Consider the following 14,878-nt stretch of genomic DNA (forward strand, 5'->3'; position numbering starts at 1 on the left):
CCACGAACCCCAAGGAGACACCGATGAGCGCCACCAACCCGTTCGAGGACGACGACGCCCGCTACCTCGTGCTCGTCAACGCCGAGAACCAGCACTCCCTGTGGCCCGCCTTCGCCGAGGTCCCGGCCGGCTGGACCGCCGTCCACGGTGAGGACAGCCGCCAGGCCTGCACCGACTACATCGAGGCCAACTGGACCGACCTGCGCCCGGCGAGCCTGATCGCGCGCACCGAGGCCCAGGCCTCCTGACCCCCTCCGGGCGGGGACGGCCGCACGCCGTCCCCGCCCGCTGCTTTTCCCACCGCTACCCGACTTCCCACCGCTACCCGACGGATGGCCATCGCCGTGAGCACCCACCAGCCAGAACCCGCCGCAGGGCCGCCCGACGGCCTGACCGCCGAGCAACTAGCCGACGAGGACCTGGAACCCGGTGCCCTCTCGGCGGAGCGCCGCCGCCGGGCCAAGGCCCTGCTGCGCGGCTCGCTGCGCCCCCACCGGGGAACCGTGGCCGCCGCGAGGGCGGCCGCCGCGATCCGCCAGCTCGCCCTGCTGGCCGTCCCGTGGTGCGTGCAGAAGGCCCTCGACGAGGGGCTCCAGAAGCACGACAGCGGAGCCCTGCTGACCTGGGCCGGAGCCACCGCGATCGCCGCCCTCGTCCAGTTCGCCGGCCTCTACGGCTGGCAGTACTGGGCCGGTTACGCCGACGCCAAGGTGGGTGCCGACCTGCGGTCCCGCCTGCTGCACCACCTGTCCGGCCTGGACCGGGCCGCGCTCGCCTCGCGCGGCCACGGCGACCTCGCCATGCGCGCCACCCGGGACACCGATCTGGTCCGCGAATGGGTGCACGGCCTGGCCGTCTGGGTCGTCCTCGGCACGACCTTCCTCACCGTGCTGCCCGCCATCGCCACCCTGGACCTCAGCCTGCTGCTGGTGACCCTCGGCACCCTGCCCTTCCTGATCTGGGTCAACCTGCACTACCCGCGCCGCTTCGCCGCCGCCAGCGGCGAACTCGCCAGGGCCCACGGCGGCCGCGCCGACGCGGTGGCCGACCTGCTCCAGGTCGGCACCGGCCTCCGGGGCACCGGCGGCCACCGGCCGCTGGTCGAACGCCACCACGCGGCCAGCGCCGAGGTGACCGCACGCACCCTGGTCGCCGCCCGGATCGAGGCCGGCTGGGCCGCCGTCGCCCCCTTCGTGCCCCGCCTCGCGGTCGCCGCCGGGGTCGGCTTCGGCGGCCTCGCCGTTCTCGACGGCCGCCTCAGCATCGGCGGACTGGTCGCCTTCACCTCCTGGATGGCGATCGTCACGCTCGCCACCCGGGTCCTGGTGGACCGACTGCTGGAGCGCGGTCAGGCCGACGTCGCCGCCGCCCGGATCGACGAGGCCCTCTCGATCCAGCCCGTCGTCGCGGACCCCCCGGTCGGCACGGCCGAGGACCTGCCCGCGCACGGCACCCTGGAGTTCACCGGCGTCACCGCCGTCCGGGACGACCGGACCGTGCTCGGACCGGTCGACCTCAGCGCCGCCGCCGGGGAGTTCGTCGCCGTGCGCGGTGCCACCGGCTCCGGCAAGAGCACCCTGCTGCGGCTGGCCGTCCGGCTCGACGACCCCGACACCGGCCGGGTCGGCTACGGCGGCACCGACCTGCGGCGGGCCCCGCTCGACCAGGTCCGCGCCCGGATGGCCTACGTCGCCCAGCGCCCCGTCCTGCTCTCCGGGACGGTCGCGGACAACCTGCGCCTCGGCCGCGACCTCGACCCGGAGACGCTCCACCAGGCCTGCCGCACGGCCGGCATCCACGACCAGCTGACCGCGATGGCCGACGGCTACGACACCGAACTCGGCGAGGGCGGCACCGCCCTGTCCGGCGGTCAGGTGCAGCGCCTCGCCATCGCCCGCGCCCTGCTCGGCGATCCCGCCGTCCTGCTGCTGGACGACGCCACCTCGGCCCTGGACACCACGACCGAGCAACTGGTCCTCGACCGGCTGCGGGCCTGGGCCGGGACCGGGCGCACCATCCTGTTCGCCACCCACCGTTCCGCCGTGCTGGCCGCCGCCGACCGGGTCGTGACCCTGGAGTCCGCGCGCGGGGCAGAGGGCGGCACCGACCCCGAAGGGCCTGACACCGTGACCGGCGAGGAGTCGATGGAGGTGGCCCGTGGCTGAGCAGCCGCTGCTCCGCGAGCAGGCCGACGAACGGGCCGTCCTGCGCCGGGCGATGCCCTTCCTGCGCCCGCACCGCACCCGCCTCGGCATCGCCCTCGGGGTCGGCCTGGCGGACTCCGCCGCCCTGGTGGCGGTGGCCCCGCTCATCGGCCTCGCCACCGACGCGCTCGACGACGGCGACCGCGGCCGGCTCGGCCTGGCCGTCGCCCTGCTGGCCGCCCTGGGCCTCGCCCAACTGGTGCTCGCCAGGACCGGCGAGCTGCTGCTGATCAAGAGCGGCGAGAACGTCGTCCGGAGCCTGCGGGAACGGGCCGTCGAGAACCTGGCGACCGCCCCGCTGCGCTTCCTGGAGACCCACCGCAGCGGCGAACTGCTGCGCCGGGCCACCGGCGAGGTCGCCGCGCTCGCCGCGTTCGTCCGGCTGCACCTGCGCAACCTGGTGTCCTCGGTCGCGACGCTGGTGTTCACCCTCCTCATGCTGGCCGGCTACTCCTGGCAGCTGCTGCTGGTGCAGCTCGCCGTGTTCCTGCCGCTGACCCTGCTGGTGACCCGCTGGTTCCAGCGGGACGCCGCGTCGGCCTTCGGCGGCAAGGCGAGCGCGGAGGCCACCGTCGCGGCCACCTTCTCGGAGACCCTGACCGCCCGTGAGGCGCTCCAGACGGCGCGCGGCCTGACCGGCTGGAGCGCCAGGTTCGAGCGGGAGAACCGGCACGCCGTCCGGGCCGCCCGGCGGGCGCTGCGGGTGGAGAACCGGATCGACCTGGTCAGCCTGATCGAGGGCGCGGCGCTCGTCGCCCTGCTGCTGGTGGGCGGCTGGATGGTCACCCGGGACGCCGTCGGCGTCGGCACGGTGGTGGTCTTCGTGGTCGCCAGCCGCAACCTCTTCGACTCCTTCGCGGACCTCTCCCAGCTCGTCGGCGAGGTGCAGACCGCGCGGACCGGCCTGGCCCGGCTGCTCGACCTGCTGGCCGCCACCACCCCTGCCCGGGTGCCCCGGGCCGTCCCGGCCGGGCTGCCCGCCCGCGGCGATCTGCGCTGTACGGCCGTGGAGTTCGGCTACCGGGCCGAGGGGCTCGACCTGCACGGACTCACCCTGGAGTTCCCCCGGGGCAGCCGCACCGGCGTGGTCGGCGAGACCGGCTCCGGGAAGACCACCCTGTCCAAGCTGCTGTGCGGCCTGTACGAGCCCGACGGCGGGTCGGTCACCTTCGCCGGCACCGACCTGCGGGACGTCCCGGAGGAGGAGCTGCGCCGCCGGGTCGTGCTGGTGCCGCAGGAGGTGCGGCTGGTCTCCGGCACGGTCGCGGAGAACCTGGCCCTCGTCCAGGGCGCGCCCGACCGGGAGCGGATCGAACGGACCGTCGACCAGCTGGGCCTGCGGGAGTGGTTGGCGGACCTGCCCGGGGGGCTGGACGCCGAGGTGGGCCAGCGGGGCGGGAACCTCTCGGCCGGGGAGCGGCAGATCCTGGGCGTGGTGCGCGCGGTGCTGGCCGACCCGGCCGTCCTGGTGCTCGACGAGGCGACCGCCGACATCGACCCGGTGACCGCCGGACGCCTGGAGCACGCCCTGGACGAACTGCGGGCCGACTGCACGCTGGTGGTCATCGCCCACCGGCCGGCCACCATCGCCCGGCTGCCGCGGGTGGTCCGGCTGGAGCGCGGCCGACTGGTGAGCGACGGACCGGCGGAGCCGGGCCTGCAGAACGGGACCCCGCTGGTCCGTGAACCGCAGGTTAGGCTAACCTAATCGCACATGCGCCCTGTGCCGTCGGCCCGGCTCCCCCCGGGCCGGCGGCACTCGGCTGTCCGGGCCTGCGCGCCCCCGTCACGGATTGGGTTGACCGATGAAGACCGACACGGAACCGCCGCGCATACGGATCGTCCGCCACCCGCTCAAGTACCGCCTGCTGGAGGTCAAGCAGGTCACCCGGGTCGCCCCCGGGACGGTCCGGGTCACCTTCCAGGGCGACGCCCTGGAGGGCTTCTGCGAGCAGGCCCCCACCGACCACGTGAAGCTCTGCTTCGCCGAGCCCGGCGCGGACCTCCCGGTCGAGCCCGTCGTCCAGAACGACACCTGGATGGACGCTCCCGAGGGCATGTCCGAGCCGCTGACCCGGGACTACACCGTCCGTCACTACCGGCGCGAGGCCCGCGAACTGGACATCGACATGGTCCTGCACGGCACCGGCGTCGGCTCCACCTGGGCGGCTTCGGCCGAACCCGGCATGCGCCTGGGCGTCTTCGGCCCGCGCGGCTCCGAGGAGATCCCGTTCGTCCACGACTGGTACCTGCTCGGTGCCGACGAGACGGCGCTGCCCGCGCTCGCCCGCTGGCTGGAGATGCTCCCCGAGGGCGTCAAGGTCCTGGCGTTCGTCGAGGTGCCCGGCCCCGAGCACGAGCAGGTCCTGACCACCCGCACCGACGCCACCGTCACCTGGGTGCACCGCGGCGACGCCGAGGGCGGCAGCACCGACCTGCTGGAGCGGGCCGTCCGGGCCGCCGAACTGCCCGAGGGCATGGGCTTCGCCTGGGTCGCCGGCGAGGCGAACAGCCTGAAGCCGATCCGCCGTTACCTGCGCAACGAGTGCGGCCTGACCAAGAACCAGGTCGACGTCGACGGCTACTGGAAGCGGGGCGTGGTCAACCACGACCACCACGAGGACGAGCACCAGCCCCACGCATGATCTCCGAGACCCTCCCCGAGACCACCCCCGTCGGCACGGCGGCCACCCCCCGGCGGCGGTCCGGCACCGCCCGCCGGACCGCGTGGCTGGTCGGAGCGCTCGCCCTGCTCGCGGTCCTGGCCCTCGCCAGCATCGCGATCGGGGCCCGTTCCGTCGCCCCCGGACAGGTCCTGCACGTCCTGCTGCACCACGACCCCGCCTCCGAGGACTGGATCGTGGTGCACCACTCCCGCATCCCCCGGACGTTGTTGGGGATCGCCGTCGGTGCCGCACTGGGCATCTCCGGCGCGATGATGCAGGCGCTCACCCGCAACCCGCTGGCCGACCCCGGCCTGCTCGGCGTCAACGGCGGGGCGGCGGCCGCCGTCGCGGCCGGCACCGCGCTGTTCGACCTGAAGACCTTCGGGTCCTTCGTCTGGTTCGCGCTCGCCGGTGCCGCCGTCGCCTCGCTGGTCGTCCAACTCCTCGGCGGCAGCGGGCGGGCCTCGGCGACCCCGGCCAAGCTCGCCCTGGCCGGCACCGCCGTCACCGCCGTGCTCACCGCCTTCGTCAACGGCCTCATCCTGCTCGACCCGCTGACCCTCAACCGGTTCCGCTACTGGCAGGTCGGCACCCTCGCCGGGGTCGACGGCGCGGTGCTGGGGCAGGTGCTGCCGTTCCTCGCGGCGGGCGGCGTACTGGCGCTGCTGATGGGCCGGCCGCTCAACGCGCTGGCCCTCGGCGACGACGCGGGCCACGCGCTCGGCGCCAACCCCGGCCGGACCAGGCTGTTCAGCCTGCTGGCGGTCACCCTGCTCTGCGGGGCCGCCACCGCGGCCGTCGGGCCCATCGCCTTCGTGGGCCTGGCCGTTCCGCACCTCGCCCGTCACGTCTGCGGCCCCGACCAGCGCTGGATCATGCTGCTCTCGGCCGTCCTCGCCCCGGTGCTGCTGCTCGGGTCCGACATCGTCGGCCGGATCGCCCTGCACCCCGCCGAACTCCAGGTCGGGGTCGTCACCGCCTTCCTCGGGGCACCGCTCTTCATCGCCCTGGTACGCGGTCGGAGGATCGCCCAACTGTGAACAGCTCCACCGCGGTCGAGCAGACCGCCGCACCGACCACCCCCCTCACCGCCCCGGCGGCCACCCGGCCGGGCGCCGTCCCGCTGCGGGCGCTACGCCTGCCCGGCGGACTGTCGCTGCGCTGGCACCGCCGGGCCACGGCGGTCTGCGCGGTGCTCGTCCTGGCCCTGATCGGCGCCGCCGTCTGGTCCCTGACCGCCGGCGACTACCCGATGCCGGTCGCCGACGTCGTCGACGTGCTCACCGGCGGGGGCCGCCGGGCGGACCGGTACATCGTCATGGAGGTGCGGCTGCCCCGGCTGCTCACCGCCCTGCTGGTGGGGGCCGCGCTGGGCCTGGCGGGATCGCTGTTCCAGACGCTGGCCCGCAATCCGCTGGGCAGTCCGGACGTCATCGGGTTCACGGTCGGCTCGGCGACCGGCGCCCTCGCCGTCATCCTGGTCATCGGCGGCAGCGCGGCGGCGGTCGCCGGCGGCGCCGTGGTGGGCGGCATGCTCACCTCGGTGCTGGTCTACCTGCTGGCCCGGCGGGGCGGCACCCAGGGCTACCGGCTGGTCCTCGTCGGCATCGGCGTCAGTTCGCTGCTCTCCTCGCTCAACGCCTACCTGATCGCCCGGGCCTCCTTCAGTGACGCGCAGAGCGCCGCCGTCTGGCTGACCGGGAGCCTCAACGCGCGCGGTTGGGAGCACTGCGGGCCGATGGCCGCGGCCCTGCTCCTGCTGCTGCCCGCGGCCGTGCTGCTCGGCCGGCCGCTGAGGATGCTGGAGATGGGCGACGACGCGGCCTCCTCGCTGGGCGTCAGCACCGAGCGGGCCCGGGTGTGGCTGGTGCTGATCGGGGTGGGCCTCACCGCGGCGGCCACCGCCGCCGCCGGGCCGATCCCCTTCGTGGCGCTGATCGCCCCCCAGGCGGTCCGTCGGCTCACCCGGGCCACCGGCCCCAACCTGATCGGGTCCACCCTGCTGGGGGCGCTGCTGCTGGCCCTGAGCGACCTCGCGGCGCAGCGGCTGCTGGCCCCCACCCAACTGCCCGTCGGCGTGCTGACCGGCGTGGTGGGCGGCTGCTACCTGGTCTGGCTGATCGTCGGCCAGTGGCGCTCCAAGCGGGGCTGACCGCGACGCACGGAAGGGGCCGGCCGGTGGATCGTCCACCGGCCGGCCCCTTCGCATGCGCCGGTCCGTCAGAGCGGCCGGGCGAAGACCCGTGAGCCGCGGGCCGGGTCGAGCCCGGCCGCGAAGGCGGGCGGGGCCGCCGCGGCCGGGATCTCCCGGTAGCCGTGCCGCAGGAACAGGGCCCCGTCACCCGTGGTCGCGGTGACGAGCGCGCGCAGGCCGGCCCGGCGCGCCGCCGCGGACACCGCGGAGACCAGCACCGAGCCCAGGCCGCGGCCCTGGCGGTCCGCCCGTACGCACAGGTTGTGCAGCAGCCCGGTGGCGGGGTGGCCGCGCTCGGGGGCGAGCACGCGCAGGGCGACGCAGGCGTCCAGCGGCGCGCCGGGGGCGTCGTAGGCGTCGTGCGCCGGGGCGCGGACGACCAGGAACAGCTCCTCCGGCCGTCGGTAGGCCGCGGGCGGCCGCTCGCGCAGTTCGCCGGAGCGCATGAACGGGGCGGAGAGCGCGAACAGTGCCTCGGCGTCCGCCGGTTCGGCGCGGGCGGCCCGCGCCGTCGGGGCGGCGCGCAGGGCGGCGGTCACCGTGCGACGGCGCGGCGCACGGGCGCCAGCGGGACGACCAGCGGAGTGCCGGTCTGGGGGTCCTCGATCACCTGGCACGGCAGGTCGAAGACCCGCTCGACCAGTTCGGCCGTGACGATCTCGCCGGGCGGCCCCTCGGCGACCACGGCCCCGTCGCGCATCGCGATCAGGTGGGTGGCGTACCGCGCCGCCTGGTTGAGGTCGTGCAGGACCGCGACGAGCGTGCGGCCCTGTTCCTGGTGCAGCCGCGCGCAGAGGTCGAGGACCTCGACCTGGTGGGCGATGTCGAGGAAGGTGGTCGGCTCGTCCAGCAGCAGCAGCGGGGTCTGCTGGGCGATGGCCATGGCGAGCCAGACCCGCTGGCGCTGGCCGCCGGACAGCTCGTCGACGAAGCGGTCCGCGAGCGCGTCCACGTTGGTGGCCGCCATGGACTCGGCGACGACCCGCTCGTCCTCCGCGGACCACTGGCGGAACAGGCCCTGGTGCGGGTACCGGCCACGGGCGACCAGGTCCGCGACGGTGATGCCGTCGGGCGCGGTGGAGCTCTGCGGGAGCAGGCCGAGCCGGCGGGCCAGCTCCTTGGCGGGCAGGGCGCCGATCCGCTCGCCGTCCAGCAGGACCCGGCCAGCGGTCGGCTTGAGCAGGCGGGCGAACGCCCGCAGCAGGGTCGACTTGCCGCAGGCGTTCGGGCCGACGATCACGGTGAAGGAGTCGTCCGGCACCGCCACCGACAGTTCGGTGGCGATGGCCCGTTCGCCGTAGCGCAGCGTCACCCGCTCGGCGAGCAGGCGTCCTTCGGCGGTGGTCACGCGGTCTCCAGGAGTTCGTCGGTGCTGAGGACGACGGCGCACTTCTCCGCCGCCCAGCGCAGGGCTTCGCGGTGCTTCTCGGCGGAGAAGTCGGCGACCGCGTCGCCGACCACGAACGCCTGGATGTCGCGCGACCACGCGTCGGCCGCGGTCATCAGCACGCCGATGTGGGCGTAGACGCCGACGATCACCAGCTGGTCGCGGCCGGCCGCCTCCAGGATCGCGGCGAGCTCGGTGCGGGCGAAGGCGCTGTACTTCCACTTGAGCAGCATGGTGTCCGACCCGGCCGGGGCGACGACCTCGGGCACGCCCTGGGCGGCGGGGTCGTCGGGCAGGCCCGGGCCCCAGAAGTCGAGCTGGAGGCCGCGCTCGGCCGCGCTCTGGCCGCCGCGCTGGTGCGAGTAGATCACCGGCATGCCCAGGCCGCGGGCGTGGGTCAGGATCCGGGCGGTGTTCGCCAGGGCCGGGGCCAGCGGCGGGCCCTCGGCGGGGAAGGCGCCGAGGAAGTAGTTCTGCAGGTCGTGGACGAGGACCGCGGCCCGGGCCGGGTCGACGTGCCACGGCACCTTCCGGGCCGGGAGGTCCCCGGGGCCGGGGAGGCCGTAGGGGGCAATGGCGGGCAGGGCCATGCGGGTGGCGCCTTTCTGGGCTGGTGGGCCGGGTTGAGCCGGGCTGAGCCGGGCCGGACTAGCGGGTGGCGGTGCGGAGGTCCTTCTTGCTGACCTTGCCGATACCGGTGCTGGGGAACGCCTCGACGAACTCGACGCGGTCGGGGACCTTGTAGGCGGCCAGCCCGGCGGCGCGGACGAAGGCCTTCAGCTCGGCGGGGCGCGGCCGTTCGGCCTCCGGGTGGAGGATGACGTAGGCGCAGCTGCGCTCGCCGAGGTACTCGTCCGGGGTGGCGACGACCGACACGTCGTGCACCGCCGGGTGGGCGAGCAGCACGTTCTCCACCTCCTCGGCGGCGACCTTCTCCCCGCCGCGGTTGATCTGGTCCTTGGCCCGGCCCTCGACCACGAGGTGCCCGGTGGGCGTGCGGCGCACGATGTCGCCGGTGCGGTAGAAGCCGTCCGCGGTGAAGGCACGCGCGTTGTGCTCGGGCGCCCGCCAGTAGCCGCGGATGGTGTACGGGCCGCGGGTGAGCAGGTGGCCGCTCTCGCCGGCGGGGACGTCGACGTCCTCGTCGTCGACGACCCGGACCTCGTCGTCGGGGGAGATCGGCCGGCCCTGGGTGGTCAGCACGGTCTCCTCGGAGTCCTCGGGGCGGGTGTAGTTGACGAGGCCCTCGGCCATGCCGAAGACCTGCTGGAGCCGGCAGCCGAGGGCCGGGCCGAGCCGGCGGGCGGCCTGCTCGCTGAGCTTGGCGCCGCCGACCTGGAGGAGTTCGAGACTGGACAGGTCGTGTCCGCTCCCCGGTGCGGCGAGGGCCCAGGCGAGGGCCACCGGCGGGACCACGCCGGTGATGGTGACCCGCTCGCGGGCGATCAGGGCCAGCGCGGTGGCCGGGCTCGGCTCGGGGGCGAGGACGACCCGGCCGCCCGCGTGGAAGGTGCCGAGCGTTCCGGGGGAGCTGAGCGGGAAGTTGTGGGCGGCCGGCAGGGCGCACAGGTACACGGTGTCGGCGGACAGCTCGCAGATCACCGCCGACTCGCGGACGCTGTAGAGGTAGTCGTCGTGGCAGCGGGGGATGAGCTTGGGAAGGCCGGTGCTGCCGCCCGACAGCTGGAGGAAGGCGAGGTCGCCGGAGTGCGGCGGATCGGCCGGTGCGGGGGCGTCCTGCGCACGGAGTTCGGCGAAGGGGGTGAAGCGGCCGGGGTCGCCGACGACGAAGACCTCGCCGAGTCCGGGGACGGCCGCGCAGACCTCGGCGGCCAGCTCGCGGTAGTCGAAGCCGTCGTGGCGGTCGGCCACGAACAGGGCCTTGGCCCCGGCGAACTCGCAGAAGTAGCCGATCTCGGCCCGTCGGTGGGCCGGGAGGGCCATCACCGGGACGACACCGGCCCGGAGCGCGCCGAAGAAGACCTCGAAGAACTCGGCCACGTTGGGCAGTTGGAGGACGATCCGGTCGCCCTTGCGCAGTCCGCGGGCGAGCAGCCCGGCCGCCAGGCGGTCGGCGCGGGCGTCCAACTCGGCGTAGCTCCAGTGCCGGTCGCCCTCGGTCACGGCGATCCGGTCCGGGGCCGTCGCGGCGTGGCGGCGGATCATCGCGTCCAGGTTCTCGCCGGTCCAGTGGCCGGCCGCCCGGTACCGCTCGGCCACCTCTGCGGGGTAGAGGCTCATTCGCTGTTCTCCAGTCCGACGGCGTGCAGGAAGGTCCGGAACTTGGCCCCGGTCTCGGCGAGTTCGTCCTCCGGGACGGAGGCGGCGACGACTCCGGCGCCGGCGAACAGCCGCAGCCGGTCGCCGTCCGCCTCGGCGCAGCGCAGGGTGACGACCCACTCGCCGTCGCCGGAGGCGTCGCCCCAGCCGACGACCCCGGTGTACAGGCCGCGGTCGAAGGGTTCGAGGGTGGTGATGAGGTCCCGGGCCCGGTCGGTGGGCGTGCCGCAGACGGCGGGGGTCGGGTGGAGGGCCAGGGCGAGGTCCAGCGCGCTCGTCGAGGGGTCGCGCAGGGTGCCGGTGACGGTGGTGGACAGGTGCCACATGGCCGCGGTGCGGATCAGGGACGGGCGTTCGGGGACGACGAGGTCGGCGCAGTGGGGCGCGAGTGCGCGGCGCACGGCGTCGACCACGAAGGCGTGCTCGGCGAGGTCCTTCTCGGAGCGGGCGAGGGCCTCGGCGCGGCGGCGGTCCTCGGCCGGGTCGCTGCTGCGGGCGGCGGAACCGGCCAGGGGGTTGGAGACGACGTGCCGGTCGCGGCGGGAGACCAGGAGTTCGGGGCTCGCGCCGATCAGGGTGGCGGTGCCGCCGGCCGGAACCGCGAAGGTGTAGCCGTGCGGGTCACGGTGCAGCAGGCGGCGCAGCATGGCGGGGATGTCGGTGCCGCCCGGCGAACCGAGTTCCAGGGTGCGGGCGAGCACGACCTTGGCGAGCGAGGGGTCCTCGCCCATGAGCCGTACGGCCTCCGCGACCGCGGCCCGGTAGTCGTCGGGGGCCGGTACCGGTCTGCGGGTCCACGGGCCGGCCGCCGGGGCGTCGGGCGCCGGGAGGGCGCGGAGGCTCGCGGCGACGGGGGCGGCGTGGCGGACCCGCTCGGGGACGAAGAGTTCGGCGGGGCGGTCGGGCGAGAACGGTATCGCGCCGACCAGGACGGGGGCGGGCAGGTCGGCCCGGGCCGCCGTCAGCATCCGGCCGGCCTCGGCGGGATCGTGGACCGACAGGTATCGGCCCTCGGCGAGCAGGCTGCGGGTGGGGCCGGTGAGGAAGGCCCGGTCCGCAGCCGGCCGGTACTCCGCGAGGAGGTCGGCGCCGGTCGGCGGTGAGAGGAGGGGGGACCGGGCCTCGGAAGCCGTGGTCATGGTGCTCCGATCTGGGGGCGCCGCAGGGGACGGTGCGGGAGTCGCGGTCGGACGGTCGGACGGTCGGGGCGGAGGAGCGGGGCCCGGCGGGTCAGGCCCGCAGGGTGGCGCCCCCGTCGACGTAGAGGTCGTGCATCGTGATGTGCCGTGCCCGGTCGCCGGCGAGGAAGAGGACGGCCTCCGCGACGTCCTCGGGTGCCGCGATGCGGCCGAGCGGGATCCCCACCCGGTAGCCGGCGGGGTCGCCGTCGAGGACGCGCCGTTCGGCGTCCTCGTCGGTCCACAGCGCGCGCTGCATGGCGGTGTCGGTGGAGCCGGGGGAGACCACGTTGCACCGGACGCCGGAGCGGGCCAGCTCCAGGCCCAGGCAGCGCATGAACATGGTCGTCGCCGCCTTGGAGGCGGCGTAGGCGGCCATGTTGGTGCGGGGCACGCCGGCGGCGTTGGAGCCGACGGTGACGATGCTCCCGCGTCCGCGGGCGGCCATCCGGCGGCCGACGGACCGGCAGGTGTGGAACACCCCGGTGGTGTTGACGGCGAAGGTGTGCTGCCAGTCCTCGGCGCTGGTCTCCAGGACGGGGGCGGCGTGCAGCACGCCGGCGACGTTCACCAGGACGTCGAGCGGGCCGTGTTCCCGTTCGACGTCCTCGACGAGGGCCTCGACGGCGTCGGCGTCGGTGACGTCGAGCGGACGGACCGTCGGGCCGGAGGGGCGCAGGTCGCAGGCGACGACCTCGGCCCCGTGGGCGGCCAGCAGCCGTGCCACGGCGGCTCCGATGCCCTGGGCCGCGCCCGTCACCAGGACGGTGCGGCCGGTGAACTCAGCGGGTACGGCTATGCGTTCCATCGGTCACCGCACCTCGTCGGCGGCCGGGCGGCCTGCGGTCCGGCCGGGCGTGCGGGGCCGGGTGTCCGGGCTGATGGCGGGTGGCATGGGGAACTCCTGGGGATCGGACCGCCGTGACCGGCGGACAAGTGTGCGACACGGTGAGGTAAGGTTAGCCTAACCGCATCGAGGCGCTGGTCGGGGGCCTCCCCGAGCGCCGTGCGCATCGCCCGGTTCGCTCCGGCTCCGAAACTCCGCCCGGACCCCCGGGCGTACGGACGTCGAACCCGCTCGTGCGACCCCTCCCGCGCGGCGCCCCCGGCCCGCGCCCCCCTCACGGACCATCAAGAGGACTCCATGCCCGCCACGGACACCATTCCCATGCCCGGCGTCACCCCCCTGCCCCGGGCCCGCGTCGCCAGGCCGCGCCGCTTCCTGATGTGCGAGCCGCGCCACTTCGACGTCACCTACTCGATCAACCCGTGGATGGACCCGGACAAGCCGGTCGACACGGCGCTCGCGCTCGCCCAGTGGACCGCGCTGCGGGACCTCTACCGGAGCCTGGGGCACGCCGTGGAGGTCATCCGGCCGCTCGACGGCCTGCCCGACATGGTCTTCGCCGCCAACGGCGCCACCGTCCTGGACGGCAAGGTGCTCGGCGCGCGCTTCCGGCACCTGGAGCGCACCGCGGAGGGGCCGGCCTACCTCTCCTGGTTCGCCGAGCAGGGCTACCGCGACCTCCACTGGCCCGAGCACATCAACGAGGGGGAGGGCGACCTGCTCGTCGTCGGCCGCCGGATCCTCGCCGGGTCGGGCTTCCGCACCGACCCGCGGGCGCACCGGGAGGCCCAGGAGTTCTTCGGTGTGCCGGTCATCGGGCTGACCCTGGTGAACCCGAAGTTCTACCACCTCGACACCGCGCTCGCCGTCCTCTCCGATGACGAGGTCATGTACTACCCGGCCGCGTTCAGCGAGGGCAGTCAGGCGGTCCTGCGGGAGCTGTTCCCGGACGCGATCCTGGCCGACGACGAGGACGCCGAGGTCTTCGGTCTCAACGCCCTCTCGGACGGCCGCCACGTGCTGCTGCCCGAGGCGGCCGTCGGTCTCCAGCGGAAGCTGCGGGCGCGGGGGTTCGAGCCGATCGGGGTGGACCTGACCGAGCTGCTGTATGCCGGCGGAAGCGTGAAGTGCTGCACGCTGGAACTGCGTTCCTGACGCCCGGGTGGATCGAGGGCGCCGGTCGGCGCCCTCAGTCCGCCGCCAACTCGGCCACCGCGTACGGGCGGTGGCCGAGCAGCAGGACACGCAGCACGGTGGCGGCCGCGCCCTGCGCGGGGCCGATGCGGTCCATCACGGGGTGCTCGGCCTCGGCCCGCCAGCCGGGGGCGAGCCCGGCCAGTCCCCGGCTGCCCCGCGCTCCCGAGCGGAACCGGGCGCCGGTGGCGCGGACGATCGGGTGGAGGCCGCTGTGGGCGAGCAGGGGGTGGAAGAAGTCCGCGGCGAACCGGGTGCCGGGGCCGAACCGCCGGTGGACGTCGGACAGCACGCGGGAGACCTCCCGGCCGTCGAGGTACATCAGCACGCCCTCGGCGATGACCAGGGCCGGTCCGGGCCCGGCCTCGACGGCGTCGGTCCAGCCCGGCTCGGTGATCGACCCGGACAGCAGCCGGACCCTGCTGTCGGGGAGCAGCCGGCGCCGGAGCTCCACCACCTCGGGCGTGTCGACGCCGATCCACCGGAGGTGCTCGGAGCCGGCGTCCGCCAGGCGGGCGTCGCGGGTGCAGAGGCCGGCCCCGAGGGACAGCACCGTGCCCTCGGGGTGCCGCTCGGCGAACCGCCGGGCGACGCCGTCGAGGACGGCGGCGCGGTGGACCGACCCGACGGCGTTGGAGCGGTCGGTCAGCACCTCCGAGGGCCGGAACCCGGTGCCCGCGAGCACCCGGGCGGCCAGCGGGTCCCGGAAGTCCGCGTCCGGTGCCAGCTCGTGGGCGTGGGCCCGGCCGTACAGCGGGGTCAGGAGGGTCTTGGCGACACCCGTCAGACCGTGGTCAGGAGAAGCGCTCGACATAAGGTTAGCCTTGCCTAAATCTGATGACCGGTCAAGATTGCTGATCCGCCGAAATCTCCTCCCGGCGCGGCGGGTTGACGGTCCTTCGGACGGACGGAACGGGCGCCCGCCGCG

General features: G+C 75.1%; 14 protein-coding genes. 7 read left to right on the forward strand and 7 right to left on the reverse strand.

Annotation, left to right across the window (positions count from 1 at the left end):
• Nucleotides 1–23: 23 nt before the first annotated feature.
• From AB0O91_RS01075 to AB0O91_RS01100, 6 genes are all read left to right on the forward strand, one after another.
• Complete coding sequence (locus tag AB0O91_RS01075) at nt 24–248, forward strand: MbtH family protein (RefSeq protein WP_363426899.1); 225 nt, start codon at nt 24–26, stop codon at nt 246–248.
• Between the two features lie 96 nt (nt 249–344).
• Complete coding sequence (locus AB0O91_RS01080) at nt 345–2,165, forward strand: ABC transporter ATP-binding protein (RefSeq protein ID WP_363426900.1); 1,821 nt, start codon at nt 345–347, stop codon at nt 2,163–2,165.
• Nucleotides 2,158–3,912, forward strand: coding sequence for an ABC transporter ATP-binding protein (locus AB0O91_RS01085; RefSeq protein WP_363426902.1), 1,755 nt, complete (start codon nt 2,158–2,160; stop codon nt 3,910–3,912). The genes AB0O91_RS01080 and AB0O91_RS01085 overlap by 8 nt, the downstream gene beginning before the upstream one ends.
• Before the next feature lie 97 nt (nt 3,913–4,009).
• Complete coding sequence (locus AB0O91_RS01090; RefSeq protein ID WP_363426904.1) at nt 4,010–4,849, forward strand: siderophore-interacting protein; 840 nt, start codon at nt 4,010–4,012, stop codon at nt 4,847–4,849.
• Nucleotides 4,846–5,910: an iron chelate uptake ABC transporter family permease subunit gene (locus tag AB0O91_RS01095; RefSeq protein ID WP_363426906.1), complete on the forward strand. Its 1,065-nt coding sequence runs from the start codon at nt 4,846–4,848 to the stop codon at nt 5,908–5,910. The genes AB0O91_RS01090 and AB0O91_RS01095 overlap by 4 nt, the downstream gene beginning before the upstream one ends.
• Nucleotides 5,907–7,022, forward strand: coding sequence for an iron chelate uptake ABC transporter family permease subunit (locus AB0O91_RS01100; RefSeq protein WP_363426907.1), 1,116 nt, complete (start codon nt 5,907–5,909; stop codon nt 7,020–7,022). The genes AB0O91_RS01095 and AB0O91_RS01100 overlap by 4 nt, the downstream gene beginning before the upstream one ends.
• 68 nt (nt 7,023–7,090) lie before the next feature.
• Here the strand turns inward: AB0O91_RS01100 and AB0O91_RS01105 are convergent, their stop codons facing one another.
• The 6 genes from AB0O91_RS01105 to dhbA form a co-directional block, all read right to left on the reverse strand.
• On the reverse strand, nt 7,091–7,603 hold the full coding sequence (locus tag AB0O91_RS01105) for a GNAT family N-acetyltransferase (protein WP_363426909.1): 513 nt from the start codon (nt 7,601–7,603) through the stop codon (nt 7,091–7,093).
• Nucleotides 7,600–8,412: an ABC transporter ATP-binding protein gene (locus AB0O91_RS01110; RefSeq protein ID WP_363426911.1), complete on the reverse strand. Its 813-nt coding sequence runs from the start codon at nt 8,410–8,412 to the stop codon at nt 7,600–7,602. Before AB0O91_RS01110 ends, AB0O91_RS01105 begins: the two co-directional genes overlap by 4 nt.
• Nucleotides 8,409–9,041, reverse strand: coding sequence for an isochorismatase family protein (locus tag AB0O91_RS01115; RefSeq protein ID WP_363426912.1), 633 nt, complete (start codon nt 9,039–9,041; stop codon nt 8,409–8,411). The genes AB0O91_RS01110 and AB0O91_RS01115 overlap by 4 nt, the downstream gene beginning before the upstream one ends.
• A gap of 58 nt (nt 9,042–9,099) precedes the next feature.
• Nucleotides 9,100–10,692: a (2,3-dihydroxybenzoyl)adenylate synthase gene (locus AB0O91_RS01120; protein WP_363426914.1), complete on the reverse strand. Its 1,593-nt coding sequence runs from the start codon at nt 10,690–10,692 to the stop codon at nt 9,100–9,102.
• Nucleotides 10,689–11,870: an isochorismate synthase gene (locus AB0O91_RS01125; RefSeq protein WP_363426915.1), complete on the reverse strand. Its 1,182-nt coding sequence runs from the start codon at nt 11,868–11,870 to the stop codon at nt 10,689–10,691. The genes AB0O91_RS01120 and AB0O91_RS01125 overlap by 4 nt, the downstream gene beginning before the upstream one ends.
• 91 nt (nt 11,871–11,961) lie before the next feature.
• The gene (gene dhbA, locus AB0O91_RS01130) at nt 11,962–12,717 is read right to left on the reverse strand and encodes a 2,3-dihydro-2,3-dihydroxybenzoate dehydrogenase (RefSeq protein ID WP_363426917.1); all 756 of its coding nucleotides are present in this window, start codon (nt 12,715–12,717) and stop codon (nt 11,962–11,964) included.
• Between the two features lie 336 nt (nt 12,718–13,053).
• On the opposite strand from dhbA, the gene ddaH reads away from it, so the two are divergent.
• A complete protein-coding gene (ddaH, locus tag AB0O91_RS01135; RefSeq protein ID WP_363426919.1) occupies nt 13,054–13,911 on the forward strand; it encodes a dimethylargininase in 858 nt (285 codons plus the stop codon).
• Nucleotides 13,912–13,945: 34 nt separating this feature from the next.
• Here ddaH and AB0O91_RS01140 read toward each other — a convergent pair whose 3' ends face one another.
• Nucleotides 13,946–14,764, reverse strand: coding sequence for a class I SAM-dependent methyltransferase (locus tag AB0O91_RS01140; protein ID WP_363426920.1), 819 nt, complete (start codon nt 14,762–14,764; stop codon nt 13,946–13,948).
• Nucleotides 14,765–14,878 lie beyond the last annotated feature (114 nt).

The sequence above is a fragment of the Kitasatospora sp. NPDC089797 genome (genome assembly GCF_040684795.1).
Lineage (GTDB): Bacteria > Actinomycetota > Actinomycetes > Streptomycetales > Streptomycetaceae > Kitasatospora.

Coding starts and splice junctions, on each gene's coding strand:
- AB0O91_RS01075 (WP_363426899.1), top strand. CDS start 24: ATGAGCGCCACCAACCCGTTCGAGGACGACGACGCCCGCTACCTCGTG.
- AB0O91_RS01090 (WP_363426904.1), top strand. CDS start 4,010: ATGAAGACCGACACGGAACCGCCGCGCATACGGATCGTCCGCCACCCG.
- AB0O91_RS01095 (WP_363426906.1), top strand. CDS start 4,846: ATGATCTCCGAGACCCTCCCCGAGACCACCCCCGTCGGCACGGCGGCC.
- AB0O91_RS01115 (WP_363426912.1), bottom strand. CDS start 9,041: ATGGCCCTGCCCGCCATTGCCCCCTACGGCCTCCCCGGCCCCGGGGAC.
- AB0O91_RS01120 (WP_363426914.1), bottom strand. CDS start 10,692: ATGAGCCTCTACCCCGCAGAGGTGGCCGAGCGGTACCGGGCGGCCGGC.
- AB0O91_RS01125 (WP_363426915.1), bottom strand. CDS start 11,870: ATGACCACGGCTTCCGAGGCCCGGTCCCCCCTCCTCTCACCGCCGACC.
- dhbA (WP_363426917.1), bottom strand. CDS start 12,717: ATGGAACGCATAGCCGTACCCGCTGAGTTCACCGGCCGCACCGTCCTG.
- ddaH (WP_363426919.1), top strand. CDS start 13,054: ATGCCCGCCACGGACACCATTCCCATGCCCGGCGTCACCCCCCTGCCC.
- AB0O91_RS01140 (WP_363426920.1), bottom strand. CDS start 14,764: ATGTCGAGCGCTTCTCCTGACCACGGTCTGACGGGTGTCGCCAAGACC.